This window comes from Streptomyces sp. NPDC048659 (assembly GCF_040650575.1).
Classification (GTDB): domain Bacteria; phylum Actinomycetota; class Actinomycetes; order Streptomycetales; family Streptomycetaceae; genus Streptomyces.
Genome location: NZ_JBEZHM010000065.1, coordinates 25,522 through 39,713 on the forward strand (window position 1 = coordinate 25,522; position 14,192 = coordinate 39,713).

Here is a 14,192-nt window from a genome sequence, read left to right on the forward strand (position 1 = left end):
ACAGCGATGCCCGGCGGTTCGCCCGCCGAGGCATCGGTGCCGGGGCTCCCTCCCTGGGGCACGCTCCTTCCGGCGGCCGGAAGCCCGCAGGGCGCTGCCGCCCGACTCCTCCAGGGCATCCGGCGAGGCCAGCAGGGCCTGCACGGGGACACGCCCGGCGGCCACGAGCCGCGCGCCCGCCGCGCCGCGGTTCCCTGGCGAAGGGCGCGGCCCAGTGCTTCTCGTGGACGACGATGCCGGCCGAGTCGCCCGCCTCCAGGGCCGTCCCCGCCTCGTCGAGGTCGTCTTGACCGAGGAGTCCTGATGCGGTGCCCTCGAACACGGCCAGGTCCAGTTCGCCGTCGGTGTCGAGATCCCGTAGCTCCACGCCGAGCAGGAGACGCGCACTACGCCACCAGCACCCACCACCCCCGGTTCTCTGACTAGCGCCTCACTTTCCCGTGCTGGCTCGGTGCTGATTCGCACGCCGCGATAGTGGTACAGCCACAGGTCCTAGCTCTGCTCGGATGAGTTGTCGTACCACTCGATGGTGTCGTGCGGTCCTACACGGCCGCCGGCAGCACTCGGTCCGCCAACCCGAGACACAGCGGCTCAGCCCTCAGCCCTCAGCACCCCACCTGTACAAGAGAAGTGCCTGATTCCCAGCCTTCTGCAACACGCTTTAGGTTGGATGTCAAAGGACAGTTGTCAGTCGAAAGTAATGTGCGGGCCGCGACTGGGCGGTTCAGCGCCGGCCGGAACCGCGTGCGCCATCTGTCACGGGCCTCCCTGCCCGCCAGAAGTCCGGCCACGCCACGTCGTCGATCGCCAGCCACGGCGCGGCGGCGACGGCAGTCGGCGTAAGTCCCGTGAACGCCTTCACCTCGCGGTGCAGATGGGGCTGGTCGACGTAGCCGCTCTCGGCCGCGACAGCGGCGGGAGGAAGACCCGCCGCGAGCAGATGGGCCGCATGGTCGAACCGGACCAGCTGGGCGGCCCGCTTGGGGGTGACGCCGAGCTGCGCCCGGAAACGCGCCCACAGGCGCTTGCGGCTCCAGCCGACCTCGTCCGCCAGGCTGTCGATGCGCACCCGACCACCGCCGGTGACTGTCCGCCTCCAGATGTAGGCGACCTCCGGATCGACCCGCAGGCCGTCCCCGATCCGCCGGCGGACCATGTCCGCCGCCATCGCGAACCGCTCGTCCCACGACCCGGCCGTACGCAGCCGCTCCTCGATGCGCCCGGCGTCGCGGCCCCAGACGTCCGCCAGGGACTCCACGCTCCCGCTGACCCCGGCCGACGATCCGAGCACCGCGGCCGCCACACCCGGCTGAAGCCGGATCTGCAGGCACTCGCCCACCAGTCCGGACGCCCGCAGCGCCCCGGGGGCCAGGCCGATCACGACACTGCCGTGTCCGCGCCGACCCCGCGTGTCGTGGACCAGGCCGTCATCGTCGCTCAGATCGATGAGCACGGTGACGGACGGATGCGCGATCATGGCGATGTCGACGGGCGCGGGGACGTGCTGGCGGAAACCGGCCATGCTGATGCCCGGCAGCCGGTCCGAAGGTACCGGTACCGCGATTTCGACGCCCGACCACACGGGTGGCACCCCCTGCGACGACACGGCACAAGTCTAGACGGGGCCTGTCGGCGGGGCTCCGGTGCCGAGGGCCGCGAAGTCCAGTAGCAGCCGGCCCACCGGCTCGGGCGCTTCCAGCATGGGCATGTGCCCGATGCCCGGCACCATCTCGACCCGCACGCCCGGCACGACGTCGTACCGGCGCGCCGACGCCGGATCCCACCGGGGATCGGCAGCGCCGAAGACCACGAGTACAGGGAGCCTGAGGACGGCGAGCCGCTCGGGCACGGACCGCTCAGCGAGGTACGCGGTGTACTCGCGCAGCACTTTGCGGAACGCGCGGTACGTGGTGCTCCGCAGGTCGGCGACCATGCCGGGCGGGATGGGCGCAGGGCCGGCGAGCGTGGCGCGGATGCCTTTGCGGATCACCTCATCCGAACGCCACCGCCACAGCAGCGGCCCGAAGGGCGGTGCCAGCAAGGCGCGGAGGATGGCCGGCTGCGGAAGGAGCGCGTCGAGGTGCGGGCCGGTGCTCATCAGCGCCAGCGAACCCACCAGGTCGGGGCGCTGTTCCGCGAGCGCGGTGGCGACGTATCCGCCGCTGGAGTGGCCCGCCACGGTGACGGAACGCAGCCCGAGTCCGTCGAGCAGCGCCGCCACGCGGCCCGCCTGCGCCGGAACGTCGTAGGACACGGCGGGCTGGGACTGACCGCAGCCCGGGAGGTCTATCCGGACGACATGATGACGGGCGGCGAGGGCCGGGACCATCGGCCCCCAGGAGGCGCCCGAGGCTCCAGACCCGTGGATGAGCAGCAACGGTGGCGCGTCCCGCGGTCCGTCGCGGTCCACATGCATCGGCTGCGCGTGCTGTGCGTCGTGGTTGCGGTTCATAGGGCGATGGTGCGGGGGGCGGCGGTTGCCGGTCTTGTACGAATGTCGCCAACGGCCCGCGGCGGGCGCGCCCCGCACGACTGGGCGGCCGAGCGGGGCGGCCGCGGCGTCCGTGTCTCCGCCCGGCGCGCGCCGCGCGGACCCGGCCCGGGGCCGCGGCGATCGCCCGAGCCCGGCCCGGGTCTCAGCCCGCGAGGGCCCCGCCGGCGACCGCGGCGGCGAGAGGCGCGTGGTCGGGACGGGGCGGAGGGGCGGCGGGCGGGAGGGCGGCTGCGGGGCCGGGGTCGGGGGTCTCCAGGCCGTTCAGCCAGGCCCATCGGGCCAGTTCCACGCGGTTCTTCGCGGCGACCTTGCGCCGGCATTGCGAGACGGTCTTCTTGACGGCCGAGACCGACACCCCCCGGCGGTCCGCGATCTCCTGGTCGGTGCGGCCGGCCGCGACGAGGCCGGCGACCTGGAGCTCGCTGGGGCTCAGCGGGTGCGTGGGTTCGGCGGGCAGGTGTCGGCAGCCGTCGTCGGGCAGGTGCCGGCAGCCGTTGAGGAGCCCGCGCAGGCTTTCGGCGGCCGAGGGCGAGAGGGCGTAGGCGCCGGAGGCGGCGAGCCGGATGCCCTGGCGGAGCAGGGGCGGGGAGAGGCTCTTGGCGAGGAAGGCGTGGGCCCCGCCGCGCATCGCCGCGCAGAAGTCGTCGTCCGAGGTGGAACTCGTGAGGACCACGACCCTGCACCCGGTGCCGGTGAGGGCACGGACCACGGCGAGGCCGTCGAGGCCGCCGAGGGTGGTGCCCATGACGCAGACGTCGGGGCCGTCCGCGAGGGCCCGTTCCACGGCCTCCTTCCCGTCTCCGGTGTCGGCCACGACCTCGAATTCCGTACCCGTCGCCAAGATGGCGCGCAGGCCGACCCGGACGACTTCCTCGGCGTCCGCGATCAGCACCCGTGTGGGCATTTCGTCCTCCCCAAATCCCGCCGCGCGGGGCGGAATTCCTCCCCTGCGGGCCTGTGATCCCAACGTACGCGGGCCGATGGTCGAGTCGGGTGGGTCACAAGGACAGCATCTTCCCGGTCTAAGGTCCCGAGACCCCCGGCCCGGGGGTGCCGGAAAGATCAGGGCTAGGGGGTTGCGGGAATCCTGCCAGGAAGGACAGTGAAAGTTGGGAAGTGCAGGTCTTTTTGCGGCGCGACCATGGATTTGAAGGACATACGTTTCTTCCACGAGGTCGTCGCAACGGCGCGGCGGCCACGGACCGAGGAGGACCCCATGTCTTTCCATGTCGATTCCGAAGCGGGCAAGCTCAAGCAGGTCATCCTGCACCGTCCGGGTCTTGAACTGGAGCGCCTGACGCCCAGCAACAAGGACGGTCTCCTCTTCGACGACGTGCTCTGGGTCGAAAGGGCCCAGGAGGAGCACGACTTCTTCGCGCAGACCCTGCGCGACCGCGGCATCACGGTCCACCTCTTCACCGACCTGCTCACCGAGACCATGAAGAACGCCGAGGCCCGCTCCCTCGTCCTCGGCCGCCTCTTCGACGAGCGCGAGTACGGCCCCATCGCCACCGACCGGGCCCGGAACGTCTACGAGGGCTTCGACACCGAGGAACTGACCAGGCATCTGGTGGGCGGCATCACCAAGAGGGAGCTCGTCGACAGGATGGGCAGGCCGCGATCCGTGCGGGTCCAGGTGATGGACGACGAGGACTTCGTGATCGCCCCCCTCCCCAACCACCTGTTCACCCGCGACACCTCCTGCTGGGTCTACGACGGCGTCTCGATCAACGCCATGAAGAAGTCGGCCCGGCGCCGCGAGACGGTCCACTTCGAGGCCATCTACCGCTACCACCCGCTGTTCGCGGATCGTCAGTACAAGGTGTGGAACGAGGGCCAGAGCTCCTACCCGTCCACCATGGAGGGCGGCGACGTCCTGGTCATCGGCAACGGGGCCGTCCTGGTCGGCATGAGCGAGCGCACCACCCCACAGGGCGTCGAGGACCTCGCGATCCAGCTGTTCAAGGAGGGCTCCGCCGAGCGGATCGTGGCCCTGGACATGCCCAAGGGCCGGGCCTTCATGCACCTGGACACGGTCATGACCATGGTCGACGGCAACACCTTCACCAAGTACGCCGGCCTGGGCATGCTGCCCTCCTACACCATCGAGTCCCAGGGCGCCCCGGACGACCTGAAGGTCACCCGGCACGCCCCGGAGGAGATGCACACGGTCATCGCGAACGCGCTGGGCCTGGACGAGATCAACATCCTCACCGCGCGGCAGGGCGCCTTCGCCGCCGAGCGCGAGCAGTGGGACGACGGCTGCAACGTCCTCACCATCGAGCCGGGCGTGGTCGTGGCCTACGACCGCAACGTGGCCTCCAACACGTACCTGGAGGAGAACGGCGTCGAGGTCATCCGGGTGCGCGGCAGCGAGCTGGGCCGCGGCCGCGGCGGCCCGCGCTGCATGAGCTGCCCGATCGAGCGCGAGGCGGTCTGAGCCGAGGGCTCGGCGGGGCGCGGCGCGACGGCGCACCTCCGGGGCACGAGAACCGGGGTGCGGCCTCGTCTTCGCCCTCGCCCGCGCCCCCGCCCTCGCACGCCCCCGTCGGCCGACCCCACCCTCGCCCTCGCACACCCCCGTCGGCCGACCCCCGCCCGTTCCCCGTCCGTTTCCCCGCCGGCCCCGTGACCCGGCCCGACGGGCCCCACGCACCCCCCACTCCCAGGAAGGCGCCACCGACATGGCCCTGAATCTGCGCCACCGCAGCTTCGTCAAGGAAATCGACTTCACCCCCGCCGAGCTGGCACACCTGATCGACCTGGCGGCCGAGCTGAAGACCGCCAAGCGGATCGGGACCGAGCGCCCCCGCCTGACCGGCCGCAACATCGCGCTCATCTTCGAGAAGACCTCGACCCGCACCCGCTGCGCCTTCGAGGTGGCCGCCCACGACCAGGGCGCGCACGTCACCTACCTCGACCCCTCCGGCTCCCAGATCGGACACAAGGAGTCGATGAAGGACACCGCCCGGGTGCTCGGGCGGATGTACGACGGCATCGAGTACCGGGGCTCCTCCCAGGCGCTCGTGGAGGAACTGGCCGAGTTCGCCGGCGTGCCGGTCTGGAACGGTCTGACCGACGAGTGGCACCCGACGCAGATGCTCGCCGACTTCCTCACCATGCGCGAGCACTCCGGCAAGCCGCTGCACGAGATCTCGTTCGCCTACCTCGGCGACGCCCGCAACAACGTGGGCAACTCCCTGCTCGTGATGGGCGCCCTGATGGGCGCCGACGTGCGGATCGTGGCCCCCGAATCGCTCTGGAACGACGTGGAGACCATCGCGACCGCCGCCGAGATCGCGGAGCGGACCGGTGCGCGTATCACCCACACCGAGGACGTGACCGGCGGCGTCGCGGGCGTGGACTTCGTCTACACCGACGTGTGGGTCTCCATGGGCGAGCCCAAGGAGGTGTGGGACGAGCGCATCGCGCTGCTCACCCCCTACCAGGTGACCGCCGAGGTCATGAAGGCCACGGACAACCCGCGGGCCAAGTTCCTGCACTGCCTGCCGGCCTTCCACGACCGGAACACGAAGGTGGGCGCGGAGATCCACGCGAGCCACGGCATGGAGGCCCTGGAGGTCACCGACGAGGTGTTCGAGTCCGAGCGGTCGGTGGTCTTCGACCAGGCCGAGAACCGGATGCACACCATCAAGGCGGTGATGGTCGCCACCCTCGGCGACTGATCCCGCCCCCGCGCCACGCCGGGCGCGGCCTCGTCCTCCCCGTCGGCCCGGTGTCGCGGATCGGTCCGTTCCGCCGATCCGCGCGCCGGGCCGGTGCTCTCCCTCCCCCTCCCCCTTCGTCTTCTTCCCTCCCCTTCTCCCGATCGGAGACAAGAACGTGCGTGTAGTGGTAGCCCTCGGCGGCAACGCCCTCCTCAAGCGGGGCGACAAGCCCGACGCCGACGTGCAGTTGACCAACGTGCGCCGCGCCGTGGCCGCGCTGGCCCCGCTGGCCGAGGAGCACGAGCTGGTCGTCACCCACGGCAACGGGCCCCAGGTCGGGGTCCTCGCCCTGCAGAGCGCCGCGGACCCGGCGCTGAGCTGCCCGTACCCCTTCGACGTGCTGGGCGCCGAGACCCAGGGCATGATCGGCTACTGGCTGCTCCAGTCCCTCCAGAACGCCCTGCCGGGCCGGCAGGTGTGTTCCCTCATCAACCAGACGCTGGTGTCGGTCGCCGACCCGGCGTTCACGAACCCGACGAAGTTCGTCGGCCAGGTCTACGACCGCGAGACGGCCGAACGGCTCGCCGAGGAGCGCGGCTGGACCGTGCGCCAGGACGGCGCGTACTGGCGGCGCGTGGTGCCCTCGCCGCTGCCGCAGCGGATCGTCGAGACCCGGCTCATCCGCCAGCTCCTCGACCAGGGGGCGATCGCGGTCTGCGCGGGCGGCGGCGGCGTGCCGGTGATCCGTGACGAGGAGGGCATGCTGACCGGGGTCGAGGCCGTGGTCGACAAGGACCTCACGGCCGCGCTGCTGGCCGAGGCCCTGGAGGCCGACGCGCTGATCCTCCTCACCGACGTACCCCGGGTGGTCCGCGGCTTCGGGACCCCGGAGGCCGAGGAGATCACCCACAGCACCCCGGGCGCGCTGCGCGCCGAGAACTTCCCGGCCGGGTCCATGGGCCCGAAGGTCGACGCGGTGTGCCGGTTCGTGGAACTGACCGGGGACATGGCGGCGATCGGCGCCCTCGACGAGGTCGTCGACATCATCCAGGGCCTGGCCGGGACGATCGTCACGCCCAGCGGCAGCTACGTCGGCAAGCAGGCCGGCCCGGCCCGAGTCCCCGAGGGAGCAGTCTCATGAGCACCGCCACCCCCGCCGGGGCCCGCTCCGAGAGCGAGGCCGAGGTCGAGGTCGAGGTCGAGGTCAGGGCCGAGGCCGAGATCAGGGCCGAGGCCGAGGCCGCCGAGGTCACGGGGCCCCCGGGCGATTCCGGGGAGTCGGCCCCGGAGGGGAAGAAGGAACGGAACTTCAAGTTCCCGACCGCCTTCACCGTCCTGGGCGTCGTCACCCTCGGCGTGTGGCTCCTCGCCTTCCTCATCCCGGCCGGCGCCTACGAACTGAACGAGGACGGGGTCCCGATCCCGGGCTCGTACCACACGGTGGAGAGCACGGCCGGGTTCATGGACCGGGTCCGCGACCTGTTCCTCTCCCCCGCCAACGGCCTTTACGGGATCACCACCGAGGGACACACCGCCCCCGGCGGGGAGGGCGCGCTGATGGGCGCGGCGGCGGTGTTCCTGTTCATCCTGGCGGTGGGCGCGTTCATCACCGTGGCGATGAAGTCCGGGGCGCTGGACGCGGCCATCGGGCGGCTCGCCCAGCGCCTCGCGCACCGCAGGACCCTCCTCGTGGCCGCCCTGATGGTGGTCTTCTCGCTGGGCGGCACCACGTACGGCATGGCGGAGGAGACCCTCGGGTTCTACGCCCTGGTCGTGCCGCTGGCCCTGAGCCTGGGCTACGACCGGATGGTGGGCGCCTCGATCATCATGGTCGGCGCCGGCATCGGCACCCTGGCCTCCACCGTGAACCCGTTCGCGACCGGCGTCGCCTCCGCCGCCGCCGGCATCGGCACCGGTGACGGCATCGTGGTCCGGTTGCTGATGTGGGCGGTGCTCACCTCGATCGCGATCTTCTTCGTCCTGCGGTACGCGAACAAGGTGGCCAAGGACCCCTCGGCCTCCCTGGTCGGCCACGCCGGCGACGAGGCCGTGTCCTCCGGCGGGGAGCTGCCGCCGCTGACCGGCCGCCAGAAGACGGTGATCGGCGTCTTCGCCGCCACCTTCGTCCTGATGATCTTCTCGGTCATCCCGTGGGCGGACTTCGGCATCACCGCCGTGCCCACCCTGGGCTGGTACTTCCCGGAGCTGGCCGGCCTGTTCCTCGTCTCCGCCATCGTGATCGGCCTGATCGCGGGCCTCGGCGAGAAGGGCACGGTCGACGCGATCGTGGTGGGCGCGGGCGACTTCATCGGCGCGGCCCTGATCATCGTCCTGGCCCGTGGCGTCACGGTCATCATGAACAACGCGCAGATCAGCGACACCATCCTGAACGCGCTGAACAAGGCGGTCGAGGGCACCAGTTCGGGCGTCTTCACGGTGCTGACCTTCCTGGTCAACATCCCGCTGGCCTTCTTCGTCCCCTCCTCCTCCGGACACGCGACGCTGGCGATGCCGATCCTGGCTCCGCTCGCCGACTTCGCCGGGGTGCAGCGGGCGATGGTGGTCACGGCCTACCAGTCCGCCTCCGGCTGGGTGAACCTGGTCACCCCGACCTCCGCGGTCATCATGGGCGGCCTGGCCCTGGCGAAGGTCCGCTACGACAAGTACCTGCGGTTCATCTGGCCGCTGATGGCCGCCCTGTTCGCGGTCTGCGTCGGCTTCATGCTCCTCGGGGCGGTGATGGGCTGATGCCCGGCTCCGCCACCGCGACCTCCCCCACCCCGACCCCCGCCGGCGAGGGCATCGGCCCCGACGGGACGGCCCGGGACATGGTCATCCGGGCCGGGCAGGCCGGGGAGACCCTGGTCCTGCACACCCCGCCCGGAGCCGCCCGCTACCTGGCCACCCTCGTGGACGCCACCCCCGGCCTCGACGTGCGGGGCTGCGTGGCCGGCAACGACGTGGTCCTGGTCGTCTGCCGGGGCTGGGAGGGGGCCCGCAAGGTCCTGCGGTTCTTCCGCGTGGAGGCGGAGTCCTGAACACCCCACCGCCCACCCGCCCGTCACCGGCGCACGAACGCCGGTGACGGGCGGGTCTTCCGCATCCCCAGCCGCCGAACCCGCGTCCCCACCCGTCGAACCCACACCCACCGACCACCAACCCCGACCCCGACCCCGTGTCCCGTCCACCGCAGGGCCCCGTCCCGTACCGCCCCATCCCGTACCGCCCCATCCCGTCCCGCACCGTCCCGCCCCGCCCCGTACCGTCCGACAGGAGATCCCCGTGACCGCCGTGCCCACCCTCGCCCACCTCGCCCACCGTCGACTCGTCGAGGCGGTGGCCCGCGCCCTGCCGGCCTTCGCGGGCGCGGACCCGATGCTGCGGTCCAGCGACCGGGCCGACTTCCAGGCCAACGGCATCCTGCCGCTCGCCAAGCGGCTGGGCTCGAACCCGCGCGAGGTGGCCGAGCGGGTCATCGAGTCGGTGGACTGCGCGGGGCTGCTGGAGGACGCCTCGGTCTCCGGCCCCGGGTTCGTGAACCTGCGGGTGCGGGACGCGGCGATCACCGCGAACCTCGCGGCCCGCGCCGACGACGCGCGGCTCGGCGTGGCCCCCGCCGACCGGCCGGGCACCACGGTCATCGACTACGCGCAGCCGAACGTGGCGAAGGAGATGCACGTCGGGCACCTGCGCTCGGCCGTGATCGGCGACGCCATGGTGCGGATCCTGGAGTTCACCGGCGAGAAGGTGATACGCCGGCACCACATCGGGGACTGGGGGACGCAGTTCGGGATGCTGATCCAGTACCTGATCGAGCACCCGCACGAGCTCGACCGCTCCGACACGGGACGGGCCTCCACCGAGGAGTCGGGCGCCCAGGCCATGTCGAACCTGAACCGGCTCTACAAGGCCGCGCGCACCCTCTTCGACTCCGACCCCGCGTTCAAGACCCGGGCCCGCGCCCGGGTGGTGGACCTCCAGGCGGGCGACGAGGTCACCCTGGCGCTGTGGCAGAAGATCGTGGACGAGTCCAAGCTCTACTTCTCTTCCGTGTTCGAGAAGTTGGACGTGGAGATCCGCGATCCGGACGTGGTCGGCGAATCCGGCTACAACCACATGCTGGACGAGACCTGCCGGCTGCTGGAGGAGGCGGGGGTCGCCGAGATCTCCGAGGGCGCCCTGTGCGTGTTCTTCGACGACGTGTTCGGACCGGACGGCAACCGGGTGCCGTTGATCGTGCGCAAGTCGGACGGGGGCTACGGCTACGCCGCCACCGACCTGTCCGCGATCCGCGACCGGGTGGGCGCGCTGCGGGCCTCCACCCTCCTGTACGTGGTGGACGCGCGGCAGTCGCTGCACTTCCGGATGGTCTTCGAGACGGCCCGCCGGGCCGGCTGGTTGAACGGCGGTGTACGGGCGGTGCAGTTGGCCTTCGGCACGGTGCTCGGCGCGGACGGCAAGCCGTTCAAGACCCGCGAGGGCGAGACGGTGCGCCTGGTGGACCTGCTGGACGAGGCGATCGAGCGGGCGGCCGTCGTGGTGCGCGAGAAGGCCCGGAACCTGGCTCCGGAGGAGGTCGGGCAGCGGGCCGCGCAGGTCGGCATCGGCGCGGTGAAGTACGCGGACCTGTCGACCTCCGCGATCCGCGACTACAAGTTCGACCTGGACCAGATGGTCTCGCTGCACGGGGACACCTCGGTGTACCTCCAGTACGCGCACGCCCGGGTCCGCTCCATCCTGCGACGGGCCGGGGACACCGGGCCGGTCGGGCACCCGGAGCTCGCCCTGGCCCCGGCCGAACGGGCCCTCGGGCTGCACCTGGACGCCTTCGGGACGGTGGTCGAGGACGCGGCGCGCGAGCATTCCCCGCACAAGCTCGCCGCCTACCTGTACCGGCTGGCCTCGCTGTTCACCTCGTTCTACGACGCCTGCCACGTGCTCGACGCGCGCAACCCGAGCGCCGTGGTGGAGAACCGGCTGCTGCTGTGCGAGCTGACCGGGCGGACCCTGTCCACCGGGATGGGGCTGTTGGGGATCGCGGCGCCCGAGCGCCTCTGAGTCGCTCACGCGGCGCTCGTGGTGGCTGATTCGAGGGGAACGAACATGTGGGCGGAGAACACGGACGCCCAGATGAGCGTGATGTTCTCCATCGACGCCGGGGGAACCCGTGCGCAGCGCGACGCGCTGGAGGAGATCTTCCGGGGCAACGTCGGCGGATGGCCCGGCACCTTCGGCAGCCGGTCAACGCTCCGGGAGCGGAGGTCGGGCCCGGACAGGTGGCGACCTGGGGCGTCGTGCGGGCGGACCGGGCCGAGGGGTTCGCCTCCCCCGCCCGTACCGAGGCGGGTCGAGCAAGCACTTCTCCTTCGACTGGCGACCCGAAGCCTGAACTCGCAGGCGCGGGACCGGTCCGCACGACGGACCGCCCCCGCGCCTCGGGATCACTCGTTCACGCTCCCGCGCCGGAATGCCGAGGGGTGAGGCGGGAGGACACTTCGGGTCACGATGCCGTCGACGTGGACGGGCGGAGCGCCTCGGGCCGTTCGGCGGGCGCGGACCTCATCCATGCCTTAAGGCTTCCTGATGGGTGGCTTCAGGACGGCTTCGCGGGCGGATTCAGCCCCTAGGCTCACGAGCGGTCAGGACGAAGCCGGCCGCCCGGGCCAAGCCCACCGGTCGGAAGCGCGGTGCGGCACCCGGGTCGTCGGGCTTCACCTCCGGCTACCCGACCGGCCGCGACGCCCGGGAAGCCGTCGCCTCCGCGCTTGCCGCCGCCAAGGCCGACGGCAGGAAGATCCTGATCGACTTCGGTGCCAACTGGTGCGGCAACTGCAAGGCCGCCGACGAGGTCTTCGCCACGAGAGGTGTCGGCGCGCTGCTCGACGCCTCGTACCACGTGGTCAAGGTGGACATCGGCGGGTCGGACTCCGCCGCCTTCAGCCTTCTGGGTAACTACTGCACCGGCGAGGGCGCTTACAAGATGCCGGTCCTGGTCGTCCTCGACGGCAACGGGAAGGTCCTGACCGAGACGCACTCCACCGGCAACCCCGACCTGACCGAAGCGGGCCTCGGCGCGTTCCTGCGGACCTGGGCCTGATGGCGGCCCGCCCGCGCCGACACGGTGGTGGCGCGACGGTCGCCGCCCTCCCCCGGGATACGAGAAAGACACCGAACGACGACATGGCCTTGGACATGACACTCTGGCACGCTGCGCCCCGCCGACCCTTTCGCGCTCACCTGGCCCGGGGCGCTGCCACCGCCCTGCTCGCGACCGTCTCGCTGACCGCCTGCGGGCAGGGCCCCGCGCCACGGCACGCTGCCCCGGTGACCGAGTTCAACGAGAACGGCGTGACCGTCCGGTTGAGTGTGACCGAATGGCAGTCCGCCGCGGGCACCCTGGTCGCCACGTTCACTCCGGACGACGCCGGCTTCCACCTCTACAGCACCGCACTCCCGGCCCAGGGTGTCGACGGGGTGGGGCGGCCCACCCAGGTCCGTCCCGTCGGCGCGGTCGCCCCCACGGGCGAGATGACGGCGGACAAGCCGGTCAAGACCATCCGTGTCCCCGGCGTGCGCAGCGCCGTGCCCGTCTATCCCGACGGCCCCGTCACGGTCACCCTGCCGATCCGGGCGACCGCCGCAGGAGAGGCCGAGGTCCTGATCGGCTACGCGAGCTGCAGCACGACCCAGGGCTGCACGATCCCCGTGGCCGACCGGGCCGTGGCCCTGCGGACGAGCGAGGACGGCGTGTCGTTCGACGCGCCTTGACGGCCTGTCCGCCTGCCCTCCCCATGCAGGTTCGCCACCTGCACCCCGAGCATCCGGCCATGGGCCAGAATATAGAGCAGGTCTATAAGAGTCATGGCTAGTAGGTATTGGACTCTATAGCTAAAGGTCGGACATGGTTGATCCCGTCGCCCCCACCGGGTGGCAACGATCGAAGGGAAGTGACCATGCGAGACCTGGCCGACGGCGTCACGCGGTTCCAGCGGGAGGTCTTCCCGGCCCGGGCGGAGCTCTTCGCCCACCTGGCCGCGCACCACGCCCCCCACACACTGTTCATCGGCTGCTCCGACGCCCGGGTCGGGCCCGAGCTGATCACCGGCAGCGAGCCGGGCGAGTTGTTCGTCGTCCGCACGGCCGGCAACCTCGTGCCCGCGTACACCCCCGGCTCCGACGGCGTCGCCGCGAGCATCGAGTACGCCGTCGCCGTCCTCGGCGTCCGCGAGATCGTCGTGTGCGGCCACTCCGCCTGCGGCGCCATGACGGCCCTCGCCGAGGGCCACGACCTCGGCACGGCCCCCGCCGTCGCGGGCTGGCTGCGGCACGCCGACGCCTCGCTGGCCCGGACGGCCCCCGGCACGGACGTGCCCACGCTGGTCCGCGAGAACGTACGCGCCCAGCTCGCCAACCTGGCCACGCACCCCTCGGTCGCCCGCGCCCTCGCGGACGGCTCGGTGCGGCTGCACGGCTGGGTCTTCGACATCGCCACCGGGCGAGTCGAGGAGCTGGCGGCCACGGACCGCACGCCGTCCCACGCCTGAGGGCCTGCCCCGGCACTCGTACGAAACACCCCACCGCGTTCACACCCCCCGCACGACGAGAGAAGGAACCCCTCATGGTCCACGCACAGTTCGACCCCACCGCCCGCGAGCAGCTCGCCATCCGTGCCGTCGAGGCGAAGATCCGCAAGGACCTCACCTGGGAGCGCATCGCGGAGGTCTCCGGCTTCTCGGTGGCCTTCACCACCGCCGCCGTGCTCGGCCAGCACGCCCTCCCGGAAGAGGCCGCCAAGGCCGTCGGCACGCTCCTCGACCTGGACGAGGACGCGGTCCTGCTGCTGCAGACCATCCCGACCCGGGGCTCGATCCCCGGCGGCATCCCGACCGACCCGACGATCTACCGCTTCTACGAGATGCTCCAGGTCTACGGCAGCACCCTCAAGGCCCTGGTCCACGAGCAGTTCGGCGACGGCATCATCTCCGCGATCAACTTCAAGCTGGACGTGAAGAAGGTCGCCGACCCCGAGG

General features: G+C 71.6%; 13 protein-coding genes and 1 pseudogene. 11 read left to right on the forward strand and 3 right to left on the reverse strand.

Translation table 11 applies throughout. The features are described 5' to 3' along the window. Positions 1-724 precede the first annotated feature (724 nt). The 3 genes from AB0C99_RS33595 to AB0C99_RS33605 form a co-directional block, all read right to left on the reverse strand. Positions 725-1,606 (reverse strand): helix-turn-helix domain-containing protein, encoded by an 882-nt coding sequence (locus AB0C99_RS33595; RefSeq protein WP_362483313.1) that lies wholly within the window; start codon positions 1,604-1,606, stop codon positions 725-727. 9 nt (positions 1,607-1,615) lie between these two features. Then, positions 1,616-2,452, reverse strand: a complete 837-nt coding sequence (locus AB0C99_RS33600; RefSeq protein WP_362483314.1) for an alpha/beta fold hydrolase — start codon at positions 2,450-2,452, stop codon at positions 1,616-1,618. Between the two features lie 184 nt (positions 2,453-2,636). After that, complete coding sequence (locus AB0C99_RS33605; RefSeq protein WP_362483316.1) at positions 2,637-3,398, reverse strand: response regulator transcription factor; 762 nt, start codon at positions 3,396-3,398, stop codon at positions 2,637-2,639. 312 nt (positions 3,399-3,710) lie between these two features. On the opposite strand from AB0C99_RS33605, the gene AB0C99_RS33610 reads away from it, so the two are divergent. The 11 genes and pseudogenes from AB0C99_RS33610 to cynS all read left to right on the forward strand — a co-directional run. Next, positions 3,711-4,934: an arginine deiminase gene (locus tag AB0C99_RS33610; RefSeq protein WP_362483318.1), complete on the forward strand. Its 1,224-nt coding sequence runs from the start codon at positions 3,711-3,713 to the stop codon at positions 4,932-4,934. A gap of 244 nt (positions 4,935-5,178) precedes the next feature. After that, a complete protein-coding gene (gene argF / locus AB0C99_RS33615) occupies positions 5,179-6,180 on the forward strand; it encodes an ornithine carbamoyltransferase (RefSeq protein WP_362483320.1) in 1,002 nt (333 codons plus the stop codon). A gap of 157 nt (positions 6,181-6,337) precedes the next feature. Next, a complete protein-coding gene (arcC, locus tag AB0C99_RS33620) occupies positions 6,338-7,303 on the forward strand; it encodes a carbamate kinase (protein WP_362483322.1) in 966 nt (321 codons plus the stop codon). Next, the gene (locus tag AB0C99_RS33625; protein ID WP_362483324.1) at positions 7,300-8,910 is read left to right on the forward strand and encodes a YfcC family protein; all 1,611 of its coding nucleotides are present in this window, start codon (positions 7,300-7,302) and stop codon (positions 8,908-8,910) included. The genes arcC and AB0C99_RS33625 overlap by 4 nt, the downstream gene beginning before the upstream one ends. Next, entirely contained in the window at positions 8,910-9,200 is a 291-nt protein-coding gene (locus tag AB0C99_RS33630) for a hypothetical protein (RefSeq protein ID WP_362483325.1), read from the forward strand. Before AB0C99_RS33625 ends, AB0C99_RS33630 begins: the two co-directional genes overlap by 1 nt. A 244-nt stretch (positions 9,201-9,444) precedes the next feature. Beyond that, positions 9,445-11,220: an arginine--tRNA ligase gene (gene argS / locus AB0C99_RS33635; protein ID WP_362483327.1), complete on the forward strand. Its 1,776-nt coding sequence runs from the start codon at positions 9,445-9,447 to the stop codon at positions 11,218-11,220. A gap of 39 nt (positions 11,221-11,259) precedes the next feature. Next, positions 11,260-11,551 (forward strand): annotated as a pseudogene (locus tag AB0C99_RS33640) (DUF1326 domain-containing protein); the annotation flags it as partial. A 198-nt stretch (positions 11,552-11,749) separates the two neighbouring features. Then, complete coding sequence (locus AB0C99_RS33645; RefSeq protein ID WP_362483329.1) at positions 11,750-12,259, forward strand: thioredoxin family protein; 510 nt, start codon at positions 11,750-11,752, stop codon at positions 12,257-12,259. A 227-nt stretch (positions 12,260-12,486) separates the two neighbouring features. Continuing rightward, complete coding sequence (locus tag AB0C99_RS33650; RefSeq protein WP_362483330.1) at positions 12,487-12,930, forward strand: hypothetical protein; 444 nt, start codon at positions 12,487-12,489, stop codon at positions 12,928-12,930. Positions 12,931-13,115: 185 nt separating this feature from the next. Beyond that, a complete protein-coding gene (locus AB0C99_RS33655) occupies positions 13,116-13,706 on the forward strand; it encodes a carbonic anhydrase (RefSeq protein ID WP_362483332.1) in 591 nt (196 codons plus the stop codon). Positions 13,707-13,780: 74 nt separating this feature from the next. Next, positions 13,781-14,192: cyanase (gene cynS, locus AB0C99_RS33660; protein ID WP_362483334.1), on the forward strand; the 412-nt coding region annotated here is incomplete at its 3' end.